The organism is Pseudarthrobacter sp. IC2-21 (assembly GCF_034048115.1).
Lineage (GTDB): Bacteria > Actinomycetota > Actinomycetes > Actinomycetales > Micrococcaceae > Arthrobacter > Arthrobacter naphthalenicus.
In genome coordinates, this window is sequence record NZ_CP139145.1 from 705,733 (window position 1) to 728,098 (window position 22,366).

General features: G+C 66.1%; 17 protein-coding genes and 1 tRNA gene. 6 read left to right on the forward strand and 12 right to left on the reverse strand.

All coding sequences use genetic code 11. The features are described 5' to 3' along the window. Window positions 1-70: 70 nt before the first annotated feature. Both SBP01_RS03340 and SBP01_RS03345 read right to left on the reverse strand, forming a co-directional pair. Window positions 71-1,567, reverse strand: coding sequence for a sensor histidine kinase (locus tag SBP01_RS03340; protein ID WP_275214714.1), 1,497 nt, complete (start codon window positions 1,565-1,567; stop codon window positions 71-73). Window positions 1,568-1,578: 11 nt separating this feature from the next. Further along, window positions 1,579-2,319, reverse strand: coding sequence for a response regulator transcription factor (locus SBP01_RS03345; RefSeq protein WP_275214715.1), 741 nt, complete (start codon window positions 2,317-2,319; stop codon window positions 1,579-1,581). 225 nt (window positions 2,320-2,544) lie between these two features. Between SBP01_RS03345 and SBP01_RS03350 the strand changes: the two genes are divergently transcribed. The 4 genes from SBP01_RS03350 (at window position 2,545) to SBP01_RS03365 (ending at window position 6,683) form a co-directional block, all read left to right on the forward strand. Next, window positions 2,545-3,411, forward strand: coding sequence for a hypothetical protein (locus tag SBP01_RS03350; protein WP_320537476.1), 867 nt, complete (start codon window positions 2,545-2,547; stop codon window positions 3,409-3,411). A gap of 638 nt (window positions 3,412-4,049) precedes the next feature. After that, entirely contained in the window at window positions 4,050-4,913 is an 864-nt protein-coding gene (locus SBP01_RS03355; protein ID WP_320537477.1) for a winged helix-turn-helix domain-containing protein, read from the forward strand. A 190-nt stretch (window positions 4,914-5,103) separates the two neighbouring features. Beyond that, a complete protein-coding gene (locus SBP01_RS03360) occupies window positions 5,104-5,631 on the forward strand; it encodes a SixA phosphatase family protein (protein WP_320537478.1) in 528 nt (175 codons plus the stop codon). Between the two features lie 26 nt (window positions 5,632-5,657). Next, window positions 5,658-6,683, forward strand: coding sequence for an EamA family transporter (locus SBP01_RS03365; protein WP_320537479.1), 1,026 nt, complete (start codon window positions 5,658-5,660; stop codon window positions 6,681-6,683). 559 nt (window positions 6,684-7,242) lie between these two features. On the opposite strand, the gene SBP01_RS03370 is transcribed toward SBP01_RS03365, so the two are convergent. The 5 genes from SBP01_RS03370 to SBP01_RS03390 all read right to left on the reverse strand — a co-directional run bounded on the left by SBP01_RS03370 (window position 7,243) and on the right by SBP01_RS03390 (window position 12,601). Continuing rightward, complete coding sequence (locus SBP01_RS03370) at window positions 7,243-7,947, reverse strand: TetR/AcrR family transcriptional regulator (RefSeq protein ID WP_320537480.1); 705 nt, start codon at window positions 7,945-7,947, stop codon at window positions 7,243-7,245. Then, entirely contained in the window at window positions 7,944-9,980 is a 2,037-nt protein-coding gene (locus SBP01_RS03375) for a YhgE/Pip domain-containing protein (protein ID WP_320537481.1), read from the reverse strand. The genes SBP01_RS03370 and SBP01_RS03375 overlap by 4 nt, the downstream gene beginning before the upstream one ends. Continuing rightward, window positions 9,977-10,735, reverse strand: a complete 759-nt coding sequence (locus tag SBP01_RS03380) for an ABC transporter ATP-binding protein (RefSeq protein WP_275214724.1) — start codon at window positions 10,733-10,735, stop codon at window positions 9,977-9,979. The genes SBP01_RS03375 and SBP01_RS03380 overlap by 4 nt, the downstream gene beginning before the upstream one ends. Before the next feature lie 67 nt (window positions 10,736-10,802). Then, window positions 10,803-12,317, reverse strand: coding sequence for an NAD(P)/FAD-dependent oxidoreductase (locus tag SBP01_RS03385; protein ID WP_320537482.1), 1,515 nt, complete (start codon window positions 12,315-12,317; stop codon window positions 10,803-10,805). 210 nt (window positions 12,318-12,527) lie between these two features. Beyond that, window positions 12,528-12,601: transfer RNA gene (locus SBP01_RS03390), tRNA-Arg, on the reverse strand. 274 nt (window positions 12,602-12,875) lie between these two features. On the opposite strand from SBP01_RS03390, the gene SBP01_RS03395 reads away from it, so the two are divergent. Beyond that, entirely contained in the window at window positions 12,876-14,711 is a 1,836-nt protein-coding gene (locus SBP01_RS03395; protein ID WP_275214775.1) for a phosphoenolpyruvate carboxykinase (GTP), read from the forward strand. A gap of 81 nt (window positions 14,712-14,792) precedes the next feature. Here the strand turns inward: SBP01_RS03395 and SBP01_RS03400 are convergent, their stop codons facing one another. The 4 genes from SBP01_RS03400 to SBP01_RS03415 all read right to left on the reverse strand — a co-directional run bounded on the left by SBP01_RS03400 (window position 14,793) and on the right by SBP01_RS03415 (window position 18,559). Continuing rightward, complete coding sequence (locus SBP01_RS03400; protein ID WP_275214727.1) at window positions 14,793-15,953, reverse strand: globin domain-containing protein; 1,161 nt, start codon at window positions 15,951-15,953, stop codon at window positions 14,793-14,795. Window positions 15,954-16,124: 171 nt separating this feature from the next. Further along, the gene (locus tag SBP01_RS03405) at window positions 16,125-16,595 is read right to left on the reverse strand and encodes an Rrf2 family transcriptional regulator (protein ID WP_320538274.1); all 471 of its coding nucleotides are present in this window, start codon (window positions 16,593-16,595) and stop codon (window positions 16,125-16,127) included. A gap of 16 nt (window positions 16,596-16,611) precedes the next feature. Beyond that, entirely contained in the window at window positions 16,612-17,070 is a 459-nt protein-coding gene (locus SBP01_RS03410) for a hypothetical protein (protein ID WP_275214778.1), read from the reverse strand. A 70-nt stretch (window positions 17,071-17,140) separates the two neighbouring features. Next, window positions 17,141-18,559, reverse strand: coding sequence for a phosphomannomutase/phosphoglucomutase (locus SBP01_RS03415; RefSeq protein ID WP_320537484.1), 1,419 nt, complete (start codon window positions 18,557-18,559; stop codon window positions 17,141-17,143). A gap of 151 nt (window positions 18,560-18,710) precedes the next feature. Between SBP01_RS03415 and SBP01_RS03420 the strand changes: the two genes are divergently transcribed. Beyond that, complete coding sequence (locus tag SBP01_RS03420) at window positions 18,711-20,891, forward strand: RecQ family ATP-dependent DNA helicase (protein ID WP_320537485.1); 2,181 nt, start codon at window positions 18,711-18,713, stop codon at window positions 20,889-20,891. Here the strand turns inward: SBP01_RS03420 and SBP01_RS03425 are convergent. Beyond that, window positions 20,815-22,359, reverse strand: a complete 1,545-nt coding sequence (locus SBP01_RS03425; RefSeq protein WP_320537486.1) for an MFS transporter — start codon at window positions 22,357-22,359, stop codon at window positions 20,815-20,817. The genes SBP01_RS03420 and SBP01_RS03425 overlap by 77 nt on opposite strands. Window positions 22,360-22,366 lie beyond the last annotated feature (7 nt).

A 22,366-nucleotide genomic window follows, 5' to 3' on the forward strand; every position in this document is an offset into this window, starting at 1 on the left:
AACCTGTGACGTGCCTGTGTAATTCAGCTTGCCGTTCAGCTTGCCGCCCGGAGTCAGTTGCCGGCCGGATTCAGGCGGAGGCAACCTTGGCTGCGGGCAACCGGACGGCGAACTCGGTCCTGCCCGGCCGTGACGTCAGTTCAACGCTCCCGCCATGCGCCTGGACAATGGACTCCACAATGGAGAGCCCCAGCCCGGACGAGCCTTCCAAACCGGCTGAGCCCTTCAGCCCGGCCCGGGCAGCGTCCACCCGTGCGAAGCGCGAGAAGATCCTGCCCTGGAACTCTCCCGGAATGCCCGGCCCGTCATCGGTGACGGTGACAACAACGCTGCCATCGGCTGACCGCATCACGCCCGTCACCACCGTGGTTCCGGCCGGCGTGTGCTTGCGCGCGTTGGACAGCAGGTTGGCGAGGACCTGGTGGAGCTGGGTGTTGTCACCCCGCACGATGATGGGCTCAGCCGGCAGTTTCAACTGCCAGATGTGGTCCGGGGCCATCACTTTCTCGTCGCTGACGGTCTCAACCACCAGCTGGGTGAGGTCCACATCGGTGGTCTCCGGGGCTTTGCCTTCATCCAGCCGGGCCAAGAGCAACAGGTCCTCCACCAGCGTGGTCATGCGCTCGGACTGGCTCTGCACCCGCCCCAGCGATTTCCTGCCGTCCTCGGTGAACGTCTCCGTCATGCGCATCAGCTCCGTGTAGCCGCGGATGGCAGTCAGCGGGGTGCGCAGCTCGTGCGAGGCATCCGCCACAAATTGGCGCACCTTCATTTCGCTCCGCTGGCGGGCTTCCAAAGCGCTGGAAACGTTGTCCAGCATAAGGTTCAGGGCGTGCCCCACACTGCCCACTTCCGTGGTGGGATGCGCAGCGGAGGCAGGTACGCGGACGGCGAGCGCCACCTCGCCGGCGTCGAGGGGCAGCTTGGAAACTTTGGTGGCGACGTCGGACAGCTGCTCCAGGGGGCGCATGGTCCGGCGGATCAAGGCTGTGCCGGCCAGTCCGATCACGAGCAGGCCGCCCAGCGACACCAGCACCATCGTGAGCACAAGCGAGGCCTCGGTGCTCTGTTTGGTGCTCAGCGGCAGGCCGGTAATCACCACGTCACCGTAGGGAGTCTGAGTGGCCATGACACGGTAGTCGCCGTTGGACAGCTGGCGGTCCACCGGTACGCCGTCGCGGGGGAGCGCCTGGAGGGTGGCCACATCGGAGGACGTCAGCGGGGTGCGGGTGAAATCAGAGGACAGGAAGCCCGCTTCCCGGCTGATCTGCCCGCCCGCCACCCGCGCGTTCAGCGTCCCCACGGCCTGCCCGCGGGCATCCAGGGGGTCGGGGCGCCCGGACGGGTTGCCCTCCGGCGGCCGGCCGCGGGACGCCATGGTCAACTGTTCGTTCAGTTGCTTGGAAAGGACCACGTCCATGGAGGCGTAGCTGACCACGCCAATGGCACCTGAGATGGCCACCAGCAGTGCCATGGAGAGCAAAATGAGGCGGGTCCGGAGGTGCCAGGTCGAGGGGTTGAACCAGGACCGGCCGGACCGCCGGGGAACACCGGAAAGAGCGGACATGCGGTCCCCGGCTAATCTGCAGGCTTGATGACGTAGCCGGCGCCGCGCACCGTGTGGATCATCGGCGGGTGGTTCGCCTCGATTTTCTTGCGCAGGTAAGAGATATACAGCTCCACGATGTTGGCCTGGCCACCGAAATCGTAATCCCACACCTGGTCCAGGATCTGGGCCTTACTGACCACGCGTTTGGGGTTCTCCATCAGGTAGCGCAGGAGTTCGAACTGGGTGGCCGTCAGCTGGACCTCTTCCCCGGCCCGGGTAACTTCCCGGGTGTCCACGTTGAGCACCAGGTCACCCACTACCAGTTCGGCGGTGTCCATGGCGGCCACCCCGGAGCGCTGGACCAGCCGGTGCAGGCGCAGCAGGACCTCTTCCATGCTGAACGGCTTGGTGACGTAGTCGTCGCCGCCGGCGGCCAGGCCCACGATGCGGTCCTGGACGTCGTCCTTGGCCGTAAGGAACAGCGCCGGTACCTCCGGCGCAAAGGTGCGGATTCTGCCCAGCAGCTCCACGCCGTCGAACCCCGGCAGCATCACATCCAGCACCAAAACGTCCGGATGGAAGTCCTTGGCCAGCTTGACGGCGGCGGGCCCGTCGGCGGCGACGGCCACGGACCAGCCTGCCATGCGCAGGCCCATGCTCATGAGCTCGGACAGGCTGGGTTCGTCGTCCACCACGAGGGCGCGGATAGGCGAGCCGTCCGGGTGCGTGAGCTGGGGAAGGTTGTTGGTCATGGAGTGCGGGGATGCCATGGGACAACTCTCTGATCTGCCGGTGTGCCGGGGCTTTGCGGTTCCTGTGTGTGTGCTGTGAGTTCCAGCGTAGTCACCTGCTTGTAGCGGCGGGATGCCGTGGCCCGGAGATCGGACCCACGTCACAGTCAGGGTTTCGTTGCGGCACAGCGTGCGCACAGCAAAGCGGCCGACGCTGTTGGGACAACCGTAGCCAGCAGTACCGACCGTCTTTGGAGAAAAGCCATGGATCAGCAAAACAATCACGCCGTCCCGGGGTCTGGAGCGGGCAACAGACAGCCGGAAAACGGGCCAGCCCCGGTGTGGGAGGGCGCGCCGCAGAAGGACGCGTCCTACCAAGAACCGGAGGGTTGGGGTACGACGCCGGCAGTCCCGGCGGGCGCGAACGCCGGGACCGGATGGGGCGCACCGAAGTCCTACTCCCCGAATGGTGCCCTGGGTTCCGGCCGGAACAGGACCTGGACGGCGAAGAAGGGCATGGTTGCAGGGGGCGTGGCGGTGGTGGTTGCTGCCGCAGCGGGCGCCGGCGCTTACGCCGCCGCGAATGGTTCCAGCGCGGCTGCGGCCGACGGCCAGGGCGCGGGCGGCCAGGGTTCGGGCGGGCAGGGTTTCGGCGCGCAGGGCCAGTTCGGGCCAGGGAGCCAAGGCGGCATGACCGGCCCCGGTGCCGGCGCCGGAATGGACGGCGGCCCTTCCGGACTGGGCATGGGAATGGCTGGGCTCAGTGTCGCCATCCATTCCGAATACGTCATCCTCGAGGACTCGGGCTACGTCACCATGGCGGGCCAGGCAGGGACCGTCACCAGCGTCTCCGCGAACTCCCTCACCGTCAAAAGTGATGACGGCTTTTCCCGCACCTACGCCGTGGATTCGGATGTGCAGGTCTCCGAAGGAGTGCGGCAGCGGGGGAGCTCTGCCGGCAACACACTCGGTCTGTCGGCCGTCACCACCGGTGCCAGTGTCCGTGTTTCCGCCCTCAAGGAGTCTGATTCCTACCGGGCGGAGACCATCCAATTGACGGCCGCCGGCACGTCCAGCACTCCGAACTCCGGCACATCCAGCACTCCGAGCTCGGGAGTAACTACGAATTAGGAGATCGCCCCGAACCGGGGCACTCACCGGGCTCTGGCGGTTGCTGCGAACTAAGACTTTTGAACCGCTTTGGCCTTGGCAGAACCCCTTACCGGTCAGTAGGGTCGTGCTCGTTCGGCCAAGAATGCGCGTCCTGGCGAAAAAATCAGCCGACGATTGGACAACACGCCTCAACCGGTGTGGCAATTTTACGTCAAGCGCATGAAGTTCCTGTCGATTCTCAGATGATGGGTTATATCGAATAATATTCTTCATCTGAGCACAATGGGGCCCCTCGACAGAAATCCATGTCATACAAATGCCGACTCGCCGAATTGTGATACGACGCACATTATTGCCGCTTTGTCTCACGATGCGGACGAACAGGCCCTTTGTTACTTGCAAGTTTTCATTGTTACGTTGCACACTTTCAATTGTGAACAAGAACTCAACAGCAACTGCAGCCGCAGAATATTGGTCCAGCACATCAGCTGCTGCCGACATGCGCTGTTGTCGAATGCACGCCTGACCTTCAGACCCACGAAGTTCTTAGGCATTCGCCTTCCCAGTCCAGAGACGGGCGCCCTCCCAGATTTTTCATTGCGGGCAACCAGCATTCGAGCCGCAGTGACGGCCATTCACATTTGAGGTAAGCATTCATGTCAGTTGCATCCGGATACGTCCACATCTCCGTCCGTAACGCCGGTAAGCCCAGCCAGTCGTCCGGCCTCCGTCAGGGTTTTGGCACCCGCCAGGCGTTCGCGCCTGGCGCTGGTGGAACCGGTTTCCCCGCTCCCGGGTACGTACCCCAGGGCTACAACCCCAACTCCTACGGCCAGCTCCGCGCCGTGCAGCCCTCCGAAGCTGCCCCGCTCACCGCGCCCACGCCGGTAGTAGGGGGGAGCAACGCACCCAGGTCCGCGAACGATAACCTTGCTCGCGGATTCGTCCTTTACATGGGCATCGACGAGGAGACCGCGGCGGCAGCCGGAACCTCCATTGCCAAGCTTGCCCAGGAAATCCGCGCCTACGCCCAGTCGCTCGTGACCGGCGCCGAAAGCTACGCTGCGGTGGCCATGGCCCCGGCCGGTACCCCCGGTTCCGCGCTCGACGTCGTCCGGTCCACCTTTGGCGACCCCACTGTCAACGCCCAGAAGCGCACCGAAACTGCGCGGCTGCAGCAGGCGGCGGAGCCCCGTCCCTCCGGCGTCCTCATCGACCTGGCCCGCCGCGAAGTCCACCTTGACGGCGAATCCCTGAACCTGACCTTCAAGGAATTCGAACTCCTCAACTACCTCGTCGAGAACGGCACCCGCACAGTCGGCCGCGACGAGCTGCTCGAAGGTTTGTGGCGCAATGCCGAGGAGGTACCCAACGAGCGCACCATCGACGTCCACATCCGCCGCCTCCGCTCCAAACTGGGCCGCCTCGCCAACACCGTCCGCACCGTCCGAGGCCAGGGCTACCGGTTCTACGAGCACCCCGAAGTAGTGGTCTGGGCCGCTCCGGAATACTCGATCTAGTCTTAACTTCAGTACCGCAAGAAGGCGGCACGATCCCTCTGCGCCTGCGCTCGTTCCTCGCGCAACAACGGCGCTTTCGGGATGTGCCGCTGCGCTGCAGCGCCCTTACTCACGGGAGCCGCTTTCGTGTGTTCCGGGCCAGCGAGCATGTACCCCCGCAGCTGGTGTTTTTGGGGGCTAGGCTTGGGGAATGAGCGACCACCACATCAAGCGACTGGTGATCATGCGCCATGCCAAGGCTGACTGGCCCGGCGGGGTTGATGATCATGAACGGCCGCTGGAAGAGCGCGGGCACCGGGAGGCGCCGTTGGCCGGGAAATGGCTGGTCAAGCACAACATTTTCCCGGATTTCATCCTCTGCTCCAGTGCCCTGCGCACCCGCCAGACGTGTACGTGGGTGTGCGCCGAGCTGGGGGATAAGGCCCCGACGCCGAAACTTGAGGACGGCCTCTACGCCGCCTCCGCGCTGCGCATGCTGACCGTGGTCAACCATGTGCCCGACACCGTGACGACGCTGATGCTCATCTCGCACATGCCCGGGGTCCAGGACCTCGCCATGCACCTTGCTTCCCGGGACTCAAACCACGATGCCTACATGGACGCCGCCACGCGCTACCCCACCAGTGCCCTGACTGTGCTGGAAACGGAAAAGTCCTGGGCCGAACTCGACGGCCAGGACGCCCGGATCACCAAATTCAAGGTTCCGCGCGCCCACTGAGGCGCAGCGTCTGTCAGAGTTGACCGGTGAACCTCCCACACTCCCTCCTGGCGCTGCTCGTCGCCGTCCTCTGGGGCGTCAACTTCGTCGCTATCGACCTGGGACTGCATCCCGACGGCGGTGACGTTCCGCCGCTGCTGTTCGTTGCCATGCGGTTCGTCCTGGTCGTCTTCCCCCTGATCTTTTTTATCCGGAAGCCGGATGTCAGCTGGAAGGCGATCATCGGCGTCGGGCTCTTTATGAGCGCGGGCCAGTTTGGCCTCCTGTACCTGGCCATGGCGCTGGGTATGCCGGCCGGTCTGGCATCGCTGGTGCTCCAGGCGCAGGTGCTGCTGACGGTTCTGCTGGCGGCGGGGTTCCTGGGGGAGCGCCCCAGCCGGAGCCAACTGTTCGGCGTTGTCCTTGGCGTCGCGGGACTGGCCGTGGTGGCAGTAGGGCGCAGCGCGGTGGCGCCCCTGCTGCCGTTGATCATTGTGCTGGGGGCGGCGTTGTCCTGGGCGGCCGGAAACGTCGTCGCCCGCCGGGCCAAAGCGGCATCCGGGCTGGGACTGGTGGTCTGGTCCGGGGCTGTTGTTCCGCTGCCCCTTGCCGGACTGTCGCTCCTGGTGGACGGGCCCGACGCCGTGCTCGGAACGCTGGCCCATCTGCAGCCGGTCACCATCGCCAGTGCGCTGTACACGGCTATTTTCGGGTCATTGGTGGGGTACGGGATTTGGAACCGGCTGCTGGCCCGCTACCCGTCGTCGGCGGTTGTTCCCTTCACGCTCCTGGTGCCCGTGGTGGGGATGAGTGCCGCCTGGCTGATACTGGCCGAAGTCCCCTCGCCCGCGGAACTGGCCGGTGGCGTCCTTCTGCTGGGCGGAGTGGCGACGGCGGTACTCACCGGACGCGGCGGCCCGCGTCAGCGCCGGGACGTGGTCTTGGTGCCGGATTTGGGTGCCGGCGGGGGCGCCGCTTTGCCGGCCGGTTTACGCGCCGGAGATGCCGACGACGACGCCCGCTTGGCCGCCGCCGGCAAACGGGCAGGCGCGCGGGAGCCGGAAGCCCGCTGAACCGGTGCCCCAGTGTTGCGGGCAGCCGTGCCCCGGGTGACTGGCCCGTGGCTGGCGGACGTGCCCCGGGCCGAGGGGCGGCCCTGGGACGCCGTGGGCTTCCGGCCGCTTCCCGCCACCGGCCGGTTCCGGGAGCCGGGCCGACGTGCCGAGGGCCACGCCACACCCAGAAACAGGACCAGTACTGTGGCAGCGGCCGAGGCGGCGGCCCAGAAGAAGTAATTGTCGGGATCGTTGGTGGGAAGCGGCGTGCCGATGATGGTCGACTGATCCACGAAGGCGAGCTCCCACGTGCTGAGGAAAGCCAGCGAAAAAGCGACGGCCAGGCTCGACCCGGCCCCGGTGGCCACCAGGACTGCATGGCGGCGCCGGACAAGCACTTCGCCTACCGCGGCCACGTAGGCCAAGGCCACGAGCCCCAGGAACGTGACCATCACGGCCTCCTCAAGCGTGATGGCAGTAAGCACCAGCATGCCCAGGGCCGCGATGGCCATAACGAGGGCGAACTTTCCGCTGATACCCATGTGGCGCATGGGATCAATCATCCCCGAGGGAGGAGTTACTTCAGCACGTAGCCGCGCATGCTGGCCATGATTGCTGCAACGCTTTGGTCACGGCTCCGCTCCGGGTTGTAGGTCACCCGGTCCAGGCCCACCACAAAGCAGGCACCAAAAATCGCCGTCTCCAGGCTGCCGCGCGAGATGCCGGCGTCCACCGGGTAGACGGCCGCCACCGCCTCGATGGCATCGCCGATAACCGCCAGGAGTTCGGTCCTGAGCACGGCAAACGTATCCTGCCACACGCTGGGGGTGCGCCAGTTTTCGCTGACCCACAGCCTCGCGAAGGACGGATAATCGGCCATGAAGTCCATCGCCTGGCCGATCATTGCCTCCATGGCCAGCAGCGGGTCGCCGGCGGAACCACCCGACGCGCCGGAACCACCCGCGGGGCCGGGATCACCCGCGGGGCGGGGATCATCCGCGGGGCGGGGATCAGCGGACGCGCTCAGCAGGCGTGCCTTCAGGATGTCCACGCCATAGCGCAGCAACTGTGCAATCAGATCGGACTTACTGCCGAAGTTGTAGTAGACGGTACCCTTGGAAACCCCGGCCGCGGCGGCGATCTCATCCACGGTCACGCCGGCAGCACCCCGCTCGCCGATCAGCTCCATCGAGGCGTCGAACAGCTTCTGCCGGGTGGCGTTGGTCCGGGCCGGCCGGAGTTTCTTCCCGGCCGCACCATCGTCGGGCAGGACGGCGCTCATACCGCGATCTCAGGTTTGAGGGTCTTGAGCGTCCAGTACTTGTGCTTCCGGACCGCGAAGGTGGACATCGCGGCGCCCAGCAGCGTGTAGCCGAGGAGCCCCAGGACGGTGGGCACAATCATGGACAGGTCCGCCCCGTAAATGAGGTGCCGCATTCCGGTTACCACGTAGCCCATGGGGAGGACCTCATGGACCACGTGCAGCGGCTGCGGGGTGGTCTGCCAGGGAAACGTTCCGCCCGAGGAAACAAGCTGCAGCACCAGCAGGATCAGCACCACCAGCTTGCCCGGCGATCCCAGCAACGCAACCACGCCCTGGATGATGGCGCTGAACGCCATCGCCGCCGCCAGCATAAAGAGCCACATCAGGACCGGATGCGCCGGGTTCAGGCCCAGAGCCAGGTCCACCACGAGGGTCAGGAGGGTGGCCTGGACCGCTGAGACCGCAAGGAACGGCAGCCAGCCGCCGACGGCGATTTTCCAGGCCGGGGCGTTCGACGCCAGGGCCCGCTGGGTGATGGGACGCATGGCCTGGACCAGCATAAAGATGCCGATCCACAAGGCAAGGGTCATGAAGAAGGGCGCCAGGCCCGCCCCATAGGAGTTCGCCTTGGCCTGGGAGACGTTGCTGACTGCAACAGGGTCGGCGATCACGTGGGACAGGCTGTCCTTCTGGGCGTCGTCGGGGTTGGGCACTTGCCCGGCACCCTTGGCAATTTCGGTGGCGAGCGTCCGCGATCCGTCGGCGGCCGTCGCGGCGCCGGCCTCCACCTGCCCGGCACCGGCGTCGACCTTATTTGCACCCTCTGCCAGCCGGCCGGCTCCGTCCAGTGCTGACTGCTGGCCGGTGGCCAGCGCGGCCGCACCGGTGTGGAGCTGGTCCGCGCCCGCCGAAGCCTGTGCCACGGCGTTCTTCAAGGCCGGCATACCGGCAGCGAGCTGGGCCGCGCCCACGCTCACTGCCTCGGCACCGTCAGCCAGCTGCTGGATTTGGGCGGCGTCGGCCTGAAGGGTGGTCTTCGCACGAGCCACCGGGTTTGAGGTTGCCGCGGCGTCGAAATCGGCCAGGATGCTGTTCGCCTGTTCCTGCGTAATCACTTTCGCGGCAACGAGGCGGGTGTTCGATTCGAGCACGCGTGTCCGCAGTCCCCGGTCGGCGGCGTCGAGTTGGGTGACGACGGACTGGACCTTGGTGTTCAACTGGGCGTTCCCCGCGGCCACCTGAGCGGCCCCGTTGGCAAGGGTCTGGGTGTCCGTGGGGAGCGTGGCGGTCTTATCCTTCAGCAGGGTGAGGCCGCTGCTGAGCCGGCCAGCGCCGTCGGTCAGCTGGTTCGCGCCGTCACGGAGTTTCAGTTGCCCGGCGTAGAGCTCTGCGGCTCCGCTGCTGAGTTCGGTGGTACCCGCGTGGAGGGTAACGGTTCCGTCGCGGAGTGTGGCCACGCCGTCGGCCAGTTGTCCGGCACCGTCTCCTGCCTTGAGCATCTGGGCATGGATGGTGCCGAAGCCGGTGAGGAGCTGGTTGGCGGTTTCTTCGCCCACCTCCTTGGCAACTGTGGTGTGGACCGAGGTGGTCAGCTTGTCCACGATGGTGCTCAGCAGGTAGTTGTTGGCATCGTTGGTGGTGACGTTCAGCATTGCCTGGCTGGCGGAATCGAAGCTGCCCGGTGAGACCAGGTTGGTGGAGAAGTCCCGGGGGATCTTCAGCGCAAACGCGTACTTGCCGTTGCTGACGCCCTGATCGGCCTCCGATGCCGTGCTGACCGGCTTCCAGTTGAAGACGTGGCCCTCGATCAGGCCGTCCGCCACCTTGGTGCCGGCATGGAGTTCTGTGCCGTCGCCGGAAGTGGCTCCGGTGTCTTCCACCACCAGGGCGGCATCGATCTGATTCAGGTTCCCGTAGGGGTTCCAGTTGGCGTAGAGGTACACCGCGCCGTACAGGAGCGGCACCATGGTCAGGGCAAGGATGGTGAGCTTCGGCAGCAACCCGCCGGTCATCCGCTTCAGTTCGGAACGGGCCAGCCGCAACACGGTCACTTGGCGTCCTCGGTTTCGCGTAGGAGGGCTTCGGATTCGTCGTCAGCCAGGGAAGGTTGGTCGGTCACGGCGGTTTGGGCCGGGGTGGATTCAGGTGCCGATTCCAGCGCGGCGGGCGCTTCCTCCGCCGGCTGGACCGCGTTGCCGATCACGGCGGCGGGACCCGTCCACGAGTCCGGGAGGGCAGTGACGGTAGCGACGACGGCGAGTGGCCGCCCGCCGTCGTACGCCAGCGCTTTAAGCCGCGGGAGCCAGTCCGCAGCGCTGGCACTGTGCCGGTCCGGGGAATCCACCACCAGGAGGTCGGTGTGCGGGTTGGCCAGCGCGAGGGCGGTCAGCAACTCCGTCCGTTTGCCGGCGGGGAGCTGTTCGGTCCAAAGATCCGCGATGTCCTCAAACCTGTTGATTTTGAGCCAGGGCTTGCTGAGGAGTGCGCCGCGGTAGCGGCGGGGGACCAGGGCGAGGTCCTCGGTCACGAGGTCGCGCACGCTGAGGTGCTGCTCGGGTTCGTTGACTCCGGGGGAGTCGACCAGGGCGCTGGCCAGCCGAAGCGTCTTGGTACGGGAGTTGCCGGCCCAGGTAATCAGGCCGCCGGTGGGCTTCATGCGGCCACTGATGGTCAGTGCGAGGGCGGTTCTCTGGTCCTGCCGGTCTGCTGCCACCAGCAGCAGCTCACCGGGGCTGACGCGCAGGGAGGTGGGCGGAAGAAGTTCATCGCGCCGGCCCTTCACGTGGAGCTGCTGGACAAATAGCAAGGATGGCCTTTCGACGATTAATGTCTGCACCCATCCTAACTAAACTGACCAGTCAGTTCAAATAGGCCTAGAGGCCGTACTTTTCCAATAACCGCAGCCACACTTCGCTGATGGTCGGAAAGGAGGGCACCGCATGCCACAGCCGCTCAAGCGGGACCTCGCCCACCACGGCGATGGTGGCGGCATGCAGCAGTTCTCCCACGTCGGGTCCGGCAAAAGTTGCCCCCAGGAGAACCCGGCGGTCCTCGTCCACCACAAGCTGCGCCCAGCCCTCGTAATGCTCGGAGTGCAGGGAAGACCCTGAAACGTCGATGGGCAGCTCCACGGATGAGGCGTTGTAGCCGTCCTTCCTGGCCTGCTCCAGGGTTCGTCCGACGGCGGCCAGCTCGGGATCGGTGAACACGACACTGGGAACGGCGTGCAGGTTGGCGGTCTGGGCGTAGCGGCTCCACGCTGCCGGGTCTCCCGCCAGTTCGCCCTTGGCGCGGGCGGCGATGGCATCACCGGTTGCCCGGGCCTCGTACTTGCCCTGATGCGTGAAATAGTTCTTGCCGGCGGCGTCTCCCACCGCGTAGAGCCAAGGCTCGTGCCCGTCCGTGCCGCGGACTAGGCCAGTCAGGTCCGTCTGCAGCCGGAGTGGCTTCCCGTCCGAGGCCCCGAGGCCCACGCTTTCCAGGCCGAGGCCCTCGAGGGCCGGATGCCGGCCCGTGGAGACCAGGACCTTGTCCGCCGTCACGGCGCTCTGTTCGCCGGCGTGCTGGTCACTCGTGCTGTGTTCAGCGATGCCCTGTTCGCCGGCGGTCCGGTCACGCAGCGTCAGGGTGAAGGTGCCGTCGTCGTTTTGATGGATGCTTTCCGTCGATGTGCCCAGGCGGATCTCCACGCCGTCCGCCCGCAGTCCGGCCGCCACGAGACTGCTGGCCTCGGCCGGGAAGCTGCCCAGGAGCCCGCTCCTGGCCACCAGAATCACCTCCGAGCCGAGGCGGGCAAATGCCTGGGCGAGCTCGGTGCCTGCCACGCCGCCGCCGAGGACCAGCAGCCGTGCCGGGATTTCCTTGGCGGACGTGGCTTCCCGGGTGCCCCAGACGTGCAGTCCTGCCAGCCCTTGGATGGGCGGCTGGTTGGGTATGGAGCCGGTGGCCAGTACGACGGCGTGCCGCGCCTTGAGTTGGTAGATGTTTCCGTCCAGGCCGGCTACTTCCACGGCGCGGGGCCCGGTGAGCCGCCCGCGCCCGCGGATGAGTTCGATGCCGGCACCCTCGAGCCACTTCACCGCGCCCTCATCCTGCCAGTTGGCAGTGAAGTAGTCGCGGCGCTTGAGTACTGCCGCAACATCCAGGGTGCGGGTCACCGCCGCCTCGGCCCCGGGCACGGTCTGCGCACCGTGAAGGGCTGTGCCCGGTCGGAGCAGCGCCTTCGAGGGCATGCAGGCCCAGTAGGAACACTCGCCACCCACCAGTTCGGCCTCGACCACCACAACGGTGAGTCCACCTTGGACTGCACGGTCCGCGACGTTTTCACCCACGGCTCCTGCGCCAATGATTACGACATCAAATTCCCGTTCCAAGGTTTGGGGCGTCATTTGTCCAGCCTACGCCCGCCTTCCGGGACGGAGCCGGGCGGATTGGCTGCTGCCTGGCGTCGCTGTTGACCAGGCAAGGGAGCGGCGGCCCGTGTTGCAGGGTCCGGAGTGAAGCCGGTGACAAAAAGTTACGCATTCCGGTCACGGCTTTTGGCGAGGTCTTAAAAGCAGAAGGTCCGCACCGGCGAACCGATGCGGACTTTCATTCTGTGCGCCCAAAGGGATTCGAACCCCTGACCTTCTGTTCCGTAGACAGACGCTCTATCCAGCTGAGCTATGGGCGCATTCTCTGTTTCGCGGAGTATCTCGCTCCCCGAACCTCGAATTACTTTACGCGAGTCTGGCCCTCGTGCCAAATCGGAAGGCGTGTAATATGGGTGACTAGACCGGTCTACGTGACCTTCATCACTTAATTCCATCAATTTGCGCACCGTTTCCTTGAATTTGCGCGGTTTCCGTCCCAAAAGAGCAGAAACGAGCACGCCTGCCATCCTCGGCCACCCCGGGGCGGCCAATAACATTTAGGACACACCGATGAACCCGAGGAAGGGAACCGTAATGGGCGAACTGGCGCAGAAACCGTTGCTTGAACAAGCACCCACCACCCATGCCGCACTGCTGGCGTGGGTCGAAGAGGTTGCAGAACTTACGCAGCCGGACCGCATCCATTGGGTTGACGGGTCCGAGGAAGAGAACACCCGGCTGACCGACGAGCTCGTCGCCGCCGGGACCCTGACACGGCTTAACCCGGAAACGTTCCCCAACTCCTTCGCAGCCTTCTCCGACCCGGCCGACGTTGCCCGGGTCGAGGAGCAGACCTACATCTGCTCGGAAAATGAACGCGACGCCGGCTTCACCAACAACTGGATGGCTCCGGCCGAGATGAAGCAGAAGCTGCGCGGCCTGTTCGCCGGCTCCATGCGCGGCCGCACCATGTACGTCATCCCGTTCGTCATGGGCCACCTCGAGGCCGAGGATCCGAAGTTCGGCGTGGAAATCACCGACAGCGCCTACGTCGTCGCCTCCATGCGCATCATGGCCAACATCGGCACCGCCGTGCTGGACAAGATCACCTCCACGAACGCCTTCTTCGTCCCCGCCCTGCACTCCCTGGGCGCACCCCTCGAGGCCGGCCAGGCTGATGTGCCCTGGCCGTGCAATCCGGACAAGTGGATAGTCCACTTCCCCGAAGAGCGTTCCATCTGGTCCTTCGGCTCCGGCTACGGCGGAAACGCCCTGCTGGGCAAGAAGTGCTACGCCCTGCGCATCGCCTCGGTGATGGCCCGCGATGAAGGCTGGCTGGCCGAGCACATGCTGATCCTCAAGCTCACGTCGCCGGAGAAGAAGAACTACTACATCTCCGCGGCCTTCCCCTCTGCCTGTGGCAAGACCAACCTCGCCCTGCTTGACCCCACCATCGAAGGCTGGAAGGTCGAAACCCTCGGCGATGACATCACCTGGATGCGGATCGGCAAAGAGGGCGAACTGCGCGCCACCAACCCGGAAGCCGGCCTGTTCGGCGTCGCGCCGGGCACCGGCTGGGGGACCAACCCCAACGCCATGCGCGCCATTGCCAAGGGCCACAGCATCTTCACCAACGTTGCCCTCACGGACGACGGCGGCGTGTGGTGGGAAGGGATGACTGACGAGGTCCCCGCGCACCTGACCGACTGGCAGGGCAACTCGTGGACGCCGGACTCGGACCAGCCGGCCGCCCACCCGAACTCCCGCTTCTGCACCCCGATCTCGCAGGTCGACATGCTGGCTGAGGAGTACTACAGCCCCGAGGGCGTGGAGCTCTCGGCCATCCTCTTTGGCGGCCGGCGCAAGACCACCGTTCCCTTGGTTACCCAGGCCCGCAACTGGACCAACGGCATCTTCATGGGCTCCACGCTCTCCTCGGAGACCACGGCCGCCGCTGCAGGCCAGGTGGGCGTGCTCCGCCGCGACCCGATGGCCATGCTGCCTTTCATCGGCTATGACGCCGGCGACTACCTGAAGCACTGGATCAGCGTCTCCGGAAAGGCCAACCCGGAACGGCTCCCGCACATCTTCTTGGTCAACTGGTTCCGGCGCACCGCCGACGGCGGCTTCGCGTGGCCGGGCTTTGGCGACAACGCCCGCGTCCTCAAATGGGCCATCGAGCGCCTCGAAGGCAAGGCTGACGCGATCGAAACGCCCATCGGCTTCGTCCCGGCGCCCCACTCTCTGGACCTGACCGGCCTGGACCTTACCCACGCCCACGTGGAAGATGCCGTCCGCGTGGACCGCGAGGAATGGGATGCCGAGCTGGCCTCGATCGAGGAGTGGTACGCGAATTTCGGTGACTCCCTGCCGGAGGCCCTGAGTGCCGAGCTGAACGCACTGAAGGAACGCATGGCGGACCACAGCTGATTAGCTGGAGTCAAACAGACATCACGACGGCGGCCCCGCACCTTTTCGAAAAGGTGCGGGGCCGCCGTCGTACTGCGACTCTTAGCTGGCGAGCCAGATGTCCGGGCCGAAGACCTCGTAGTGGATGGATGTGGCCGGGATGCCCGCGTTGATGGCCTCGTTGCGGATGTTTTTCATGAACGGGAGCGGTCCGCACAGGTACAGCGACGCATCGGCCGGGAGGTCCACCTCGCGCAGGGACATAAAGCCCTCCTTGGTGCCCTCCACCGGCTGCTCCAGCCACAGCTGCAGTTCGGCACTGTCCAGGCGTTCGACGTCGTCCGTCATCTGCCCGCGCAGTGCCCAGCTGTCCAGGGTGCTTTCGGCATGGAGCACCAGGACCTGCCGGTCCGACCCGGCTTCGGCGAGGGAACGCAGGATGGATGCGGTGGGCGTGCAGCCAATGCCGGCCGAGGCCAGGACCACCGGACCGTCACCATCTTTGAGGGTGATCTCGCCGTAGGGGTTGGAGATGTCCAGGACGTCGCCGACCTGCACGGTGTTGTGCAGCACGGGGGAGACCTCGCCGCCGTCATCCAGCTTGGTGGTGAAGCTGCGGCTGGTGCCCGCCTCGCCGGACAGTGAGTACTGGCGCACCTGGCGAAGGCCGTCCGGCAGGACCACCTTGACGCTGACGTACTGGCCCGGAAGCGCCGGGGTGATGGGGGTGTCGTCCGCCGGCTCAAGGGTGAAGGTCATGGCGCCGACGCCGGCCGCAGTCTTGGCGGACACCCGCCACGGGGCCCACATCTTGCCGTTCGCCTGCATGGCGTAAAGGCCCTTTTCAAGCTTGATGAGGGCGTCCGCCATCAGCCAGTACACCTCGGTCCAGGCCTCCGCGATTTCGGGGGTGATGACCTCCGCAAGGTCTTCGGCAATGGCGGCGAACAGGTGCTCGTAGACCACCTGGTACTGGGGTTCGGTGATGCCGAGCGAGGCATGCCGGTGGGCAATCCTGGCGAGAACGGTTTCCGGCAGCGTGCCGGGGTTGTTGACCAGGTGCGTGGCGAAAGCGGCGATGCTTCCGGCGAGGGCCTGCTGCTGGTCGCCCGAGCGCTGGTTGGAACGGCTAAACAGGCCGTCCAGCAATTCGGGGTGGGCGGCGAACAGCCGGGCGTAAAACTTAGGGGTGATGGCGCCGATCCGCGAGCCGACCAGCGGCAGGGTGGCCTCAATGACGGGGCGGGACTTGTCCGAGAGCATGTGTACTCCTGAGGTAGGTAACCGGGGCCTTCGTCCGGTCGGATAATACGTGCATTTCGAATGCGTGTATTGATACCCCAAGTTCTACACCTTGTAGAAATGTGAAATCAAATCGGCCCGTCACATGGCGCTTTGACAGGGAAGTGAGCCCGGCGCAGCGCGGTTTTGCGGCTACTGTGACGGAACCGGCGGCTGAAGGCCGGGGCGGAGGCCGATCATCTGGAAGACGGGCGCCATCTGCTTCGAGCCGGGCAGGTCGGCCACCACCACGTCGTCGAGTTCGCCGTAGAAGGCTTCGCGTGCCCGGGCAAGTGCTGCCCGGAGTTTGCATTCGTTGATGAGCGGGCAATTGCCGCCGGGGGATACGCAGTCGGCGGCGTCGGTGCGGGTGTTCAGTGACCGCAGGACCTGGCCCACGGTGGCCACGCGTCCGGCGGGGCTGAGCCGGGAGCCGCCGCTCCGGCCGCGTTCAACGTCGATCAGGCCCAGGGCTCGCAGTTTAGCAATTGCCTTGCTGACATGGTTGTAGGGTGTGGCCACGGCGTCGGCGATGTTCTGCGTGGTGAGGAGCGTGGCCTCGGGGGCGGCGGCCAAAACCATCAGGGCCCTGAGGCTGACGTCTGCAAAGGCATTGATTTTCACGACCATTCGCCCCGGTCTAGTCCACCCAGATGGCGGGCTCGTTGGAATCGGCGGCGAGCTCGCCGAACTCCCACTCGCGGCTGGCTGTGTTGGCGGCGTACGGCAGGACGGCCGCGAAAACTGACCCGTCCCGGTGTTCGGCAGCCACATGGATGGCATCGGACTCATCCTCAACCAGCGTGATGTCGCAGACCACTGCGGCGGCGCGGAAATCGCCCCGGTTCTGGCGCAGCAGTTCAGTGAGGTCGCTGATCATCGCATCGGCGTCAAAGTCGCCGTCCGAACCTTCCGCAGCGTCCGCCGGGGTGACGGCCATGAGCCGGACCTCGCCGTCGTTCTGCACCACCAGCGCGAACGGCAGAAACCCGCCGTTGCGCTGGAGCTGTTCCTGGGCCGCACCGAGTCCGGTGCCCATCAGGTTCTCCAGATCCGCGGCGCTGGCCTCCGGAACGGAATCCCGCCAGGACGGCACCATCTGGCCGTCCGCGGCACCGTCCGCGGCTTCGCGGGCGACTGACTGTGCCGTTGTTCGGGGCGCCGGGTGATTAGCGCCGGACATTGGCCAGCACCCGGTCCCGCACGCGTTCCATCAGGAGGCGGTCCGTGGCTTCGACGTTAAGTCGGAGGAAAGGCTCGGTGTTGGAGGGGCGCAGGTTGAACCAGTAGCTGCCGTCCTTGGCCGTGAAGGTGCTTCCGTCCATGGTGTCCACGATGATGTCCTCGGCGGCAAAGTCAGCCTTGACCCGGTCCACAGCCGCCGTCTTGTCCTCGATTTCGGAGTTGATCTCACCGGAGGAGGCGTACGGCTCGTACTCGCGGCCAAGCTCGGACAGCGGGCCGTCCTGCTCGCCAAGGGCCGCGAGGACGTGCATCGCTGCGAGCATCCCGGTGTCGGCGTTCCAGAAGTCGCGGAAGTAGAAATGCGCGGAGTGCTCGCCGCCGAAGACGGCACCTTCCTCGGCCATGACTGCCTTGATGAAGGAATGGCCAACGCGGGTGCGGACGGCGCGCCCGCCGTCGTTCGCCACCAATTCCGGCACCGCGCGTGAGGTCAGGAGGTTGTGGATGATGGTTGGGGTGGCCTCGCCCTGCCCCTGGGCGCGTGCGATTTCGCGGCGAGCCACCATGCCGGTAATGGCCGACGGCGAAACGGGCTCGCCTTTTTCGTCAATCACAAAGCAGCGGTCGGCGTCGCCGTCGAACGCCAGGCCGATGTCCGCCCCGTGTTTGATGACGGCGGCCTGCAGGTCGCGCAGGTTCTCCGGCTCGAGGGGATTTGCAGGGTGGTTCGGGAAGGAACCGTCCAGTTCGAAGTAGAGGGGAATGATCTCGAACGGCAGCTTCGGCAGGAGGGCGTCGCCCAGGACCGCGGGGGTGGTCAGGCCGGCCATGCCATTGCCCGCATCCACAACAACCTTCAGCGGGCGGGACCCGGACAGGTCCACCAGCCCGCGGAGGTACTCCGAGTAGCCCTTGAGGACATCGTGGACGCCGATCTTGCCGCGGGTGGCGGCCGCCGGGATGTGGCCCGTATTCAGGTACTCCTCGGCGAGGGCCTGGATCTCCTTGAGCCCCGACTCGGAGGAAATGGGCTGCGCTCCGGCCTTGGCCATCTTGATGCCGTTGTACTCGGCAGGGTTGTGGCTGGCGGTAAACGTGGCGCCCGCTGCGTTGAGGGAACCGCAGGCGTAGTAGAGCTCATCGGTGGAGATGAGGTCCAGGAGCTGGACGTTCGCGCCGCGGGTGGCGGCGCCATCGGCAAAAGCCTTGGCGAACTCGGGGGAGGAAGGGCGCATGTCGCCGCCCACCAGTACGGTCTGGCCTTCGAGTTCCAGGACATCGACGAACGCGGCACCTACGGCTTCGACGATTTCGGCCGTGATGGAATCGCCCACGATGCCCCGGACGTCGTAGGCCTTGAAGGATGCCGAGAGGTCAAAAGTCTTTGTCTGTTCGCTAGTCACGGGTCTTATCTTACGTGGAACTGCACAGGAGCCTGTTGAGGGGGAGTGGACGCCGGACGCTGCCCCGGCCGCAGTGTCCGAACCTGTGGGGTTGTCCACATAGGGCGGCTACGGGGCATGGGGTGTCGGTGGGGGCTGGGATACTGAATCAATGGTCGATACCCAGAACGCCGCCCTTCTTTCCGCTTCCCCTGACTTGCCGTCCACCACCAAGGCCCAGGCGCTGGAAGTCCTCCGCGAACTGGTGGGGCATCCGGAAGCGGCATTCCACGACGGCCAGTACGAGGCGATTGAGGCACTGGTCGACGGCGGCCGCAGGGCCCTGGTGGTCCAGCGCACCGGCTGGGGAAAATCGGCTGTGTACTTCGTGGCGTCACTGCTGCTCCGGCGCCGCGGCGCCGGACCCACCCTGATCGTCTCGCCCTTGCTCGCCCTGATGCGGGACCAAGTAGCTGCAGCCGCCCGCGCGGGCGTGCGTGCCGTGGCCATCAACTCGGCGAACCAGCTGGAATGGGATTCCGTGCGCGAACAGCTGGCCGCCGACGAGGTGGACGTCCTGCTCGTCTCCCCGGAAAGGCTCACCAACCCGTCCTTCCGCGAGAACCAGTTACCCGAGCTCATCCGGCGCACCGGCCTGCTGGTCATTGACGAGGCCCACTGCATCTCCGACTGGGGCCACGACTTCAGGCCGGATTACCGGCGCATCGCGGACCTGATCACGCAACTTCCGGACTCGGTGCCCGTCCTGGCCACCACCGCCACGGCCAACTCGCGCGTGGTCCACGATATCGAGGAACAGCTCGGCGCCGGTGTCCTGACCATCCGCGGCACGCTGGGCCGCGATTCCCTCCGGCTGGGCGTCCTCACCCTCCCCGACTCGCGCCAACGCCTGGGCTGGCTTCTGACCCACCTTGGCGACCTCCCCGGCAGCGGAATCATCTACACGCTGACCGTTTCTGCAGCGGAGGATACCGCGCGGCTCCTCGCTGAGGCGGGGCACGAGGTCCAGGCCTACACCGGCCGGACAGACCCCGCGGACCGGGAGCGTGCCGAGCAGCTGCTGAAGGACAACCAGGTCAAAGCGCTCGTAGCCACCTCGGCGCTCGGCATGGGCTTTGACAAGCCGGACCTGGGTTTTGTGGTTCACCTCGGCGCGCCGTCCTCTCCGGTGGCGTATTACCAGCAGGTGGGCCGTGCAGGCCGTGGCGCGGCGGATGCCGACGTGCTGTTGCTCCCCGGGTCCGAGGACCGCGATATCTGGCAGTACTTTGCAACGGCGTCCATGCCGTCTGAGGAGAAGGCCACGGCGGTGCTGACGGCACTGGCCGAAGCGGGGTCCGCTGTTTCCACAGTTGCCTTGGAAGCACGGGTGGACCTCCGCCGCACGCCGCTGGAGCTGTTGCTGAAGGTTCTGGCGGTGGACGGTGCGGTGGAGCGCGTGGGCGGCGGGTGGCGTTCCACCGGGAAACCGTGGGTCTATGACGCCGAGCGCTACAGCAGGATCGCCGAGGCCCGGGTGGACGAGCAGGACTCCATGGTCATTTACCAGGACACTGCCGGTTGCCGGATGGAGTACATCACCTCCGTCCTTGATGACGAGACGGCGCACGCCTGCGGGCGCTGCGACAACTGCGCCGGCCGCTGGTTCCCGGCCGATATTGCCGCCGAGGCCACGGCAGCCGCGGGCCAGACCCTGAGCAGGGCCGGGGGTGTCCTGGAAGCACGGCTGCAGTGGCCCAGCGGCATGGACCGACTCGGCGTACCCGTGAAGGGCAAGATCAAAGCAGATGATGGGCTTGCCGATGGCCGCATCCTGGCACGGCTCACCGACCTGGGGTGGGGCGGGGCATTGCGGGAACTCTTTGCCGCCGGCGCGGCGGACCGGCCGGTGGACCCGGCCATGCTCCAGGCCTGCGTTCAGGTCCTGCGCGAATGGGCCACCGGAGATGCCCGTACCCCGGGCTGGAGCGGCGCGGGACGGCCGGCGGCGATCGTCAGCATGCCGTCCCGGAGCAAACCCGAATTGGTCCGCTCCCTGGCACAGGGGATCTCGGAAATCGGCAGGATGCCCTATCTCGGGGAACTGTCTCTTGGCCACGGCGGACCTACGGGAACCCGGGGCGGGAACAGCGCCTACCGGCTGGCGGGGGTCTGGGACCGTTTGGTTGTGGGACCCGAACTCGAGGCAGCGGTGGCGGCGCTCCGTGGCCAGGGCGTGATGCTGATCGACGATCTGGTGGATAGCCGGTGGAGCCTTACTGTCGCCGGACGCGCCCTGCGCCAGGCCGGAGCGGGCGCTGTTCTTCCGTTGGTCCTGGGGCAGGCGGGGTGACTGTCTGACGTCCAAGATCTGCGTGGCCTGACCGGCTGAGTTCCGGATCGCCGGGACGGCTGACTTCCGCGCCGGCCTGTCGATGCAACGACAGGCTGTCCGCGGTGCTCAAGAGCATCAGGACTGCCATGGTCAGGAACGCGCCACGGAACGGCCCGGCGGCATCCGCATCAAAAACCGTTACACCGTCGAAGACGCGGATGAGCAGCGCGCCCACAGCGATGCCGGAACCGGCGGCCAGCTGAACCAACGTGGCTGACACCGAATTGGCGGACGTCAGCTGCGCGGGCACAATGTCCGCGTACTGCACCGAGGCGTAAGCCGAAAAGCCGATCGAGCGGAAAGCCCCGCTGCACACAAGCAGGGCGAAAATCAGGGCCTGCGGAGTGTCAGGGGTGAGCAGGGCACACAACGCGAAGGTGACCGCGGACGCCAGCGAGCCCAGGACCAGCATGGCGCGGAAACCGAAGCGGCGGATCAGCGGTGTGGTGGCAGGTTTGATGCCGATGTTGCCGATGAACACAGCCGCCACCATGATCCCGGCATGCAGCGGGGACCAGCCGAAGCCCGTCTGGAACATCAGCGGCAGCAGGAAAGGGACAGAGCTGATGGTCAGCCGGTACACAAACCCGCCCGTGGCCATCGCCCGGAACGTCCGGGTGCGAAACACCGAAAGATCAAAGAGCGGGGTTTTGGCGCGCCTCATCCACAGGACCGCGCAGACGACGGCGGCCAGGCCCGCCAGCGCTGAGATCGCGGCCCATGGCCCGTCCGGGTGCGCCGTTGCCAACTCCAGGCCCACCACGAGGGAGCCCACTCCCGCGGTGGTGAGGACCAGCCCCAGCCAGTCCAGCCTCCGCCCCGGATCCCCGGGAACAGCCGGAACAATCCTCAATGCCGTGATGAAGGCGGCCGCTCCCAGCGGCAGGTTGATGAGGAAGATCCAGTGCCAGGACAGATACGTCGTGAGGGCACCGCCGACGAGCGGAGCGAGCACCGGCGCCAACAACGCAGGCCACACCAGAAACGCCGTCGCGCGCAGCAGTTCAGATTTGGGGGTGCCGCGAAGCACCAGGAGCGTTCCCACCGGCACCATCATTGCCGCGCCGGCGCCCTGCACAATCCGGCTGACAGTGAGCACCGCCAGGTCGGGGCTCAGTGCACAGGCCAGCGACGCGAGCGTGAAAAGGGTGATGGCCACGCAAAAGACCTTCCGCGCACCCACACGCTCCGCGAGCCAGCCGCTCAAGGGGATCCCCATCGCCACGGTCATGAGGTAGGCGGTCATGGTGATGTTCACGTCCGCGGGGGGTACGCCGAAGTCGCCTGCGATGTTGGGGATGGCGGTGGTGAGGATGGTGCCATCCAGAAATTCCATAAAGAGCGTGGCCGCTACCAACAGCGCCAGGCGCGGATTCCACGCGGGGCTTGTGCCGGGTTCGGGCGCCGGGACGCTGCTTGATGCCATCCCATTA

Coding starts and splice junctions, on each gene's coding strand:
- SBP01_RS03340 (WP_275214714.1), bottom strand. CDS start 1,567: ATGTCCGCTCTTTCCGGTGTTCCCCGGCGGTCCGGCCGGTCCTGGTTC.
- SBP01_RS03345 (WP_275214715.1), bottom strand. CDS start 2,319: ATGGCATCCCCGCACTCCATGACCAACAACCTTCCCCAGCTCACGCAC.
- SBP01_RS03350 (WP_320537476.1), top strand. CDS start 2,545: ATGGATCAGCAAAACAATCACGCCGTCCCGGGGTCTGGAGCGGGCAAC.
- SBP01_RS03355 (WP_320537477.1), top strand. CDS start 4,050: ATGTCAGTTGCATCCGGATACGTCCACATCTCCGTCCGTAACGCCGGT.
- SBP01_RS03360 (WP_320537478.1), top strand. CDS start 5,104: ATGAGCGACCACCACATCAAGCGACTGGTGATCATGCGCCATGCCAAG.
- SBP01_RS03370 (WP_320537480.1), bottom strand. CDS start 7,947: ATGAGCGCCGTCCTGCCCGACGATGGTGCGGCCGGGAAGAAACTCCGG.
- SBP01_RS03385 (WP_320537482.1), bottom strand. CDS start 12,317: ATGACGCCCCAAACCTTGGAACGGGAATTTGATGTCGTAATCATTGGC.
- SBP01_RS03395 (WP_275214775.1), top strand. CDS start 12,876: ATGGGCGAACTGGCGCAGAAACCGTTGCTTGAACAAGCACCCACCACC.
- SBP01_RS03400 (WP_275214727.1), bottom strand. CDS start 15,953: ATGCTCTCGGACAAGTCCCGCCCCGTCATTGAGGCCACCCTGCCGCTG.
- SBP01_RS03410 (WP_275214778.1), bottom strand. CDS start 17,070: ATGGTGCCGTCCTGGCGGGATTCCGTTCCGGAGGCCAGCGCCGCGGAT.
- SBP01_RS03420 (WP_320537485.1), top strand. CDS start 18,711: ATGGTCGATACCCAGAACGCCGCCCTTCTTTCCGCTTCCCCTGACTTG.
- SBP01_RS03425 (WP_320537486.1), bottom strand. CDS start 22,359: ATGGCATCAAGCAGCGTCCCGGCGCCCGAACCCGGCACAAGCCCCGCG.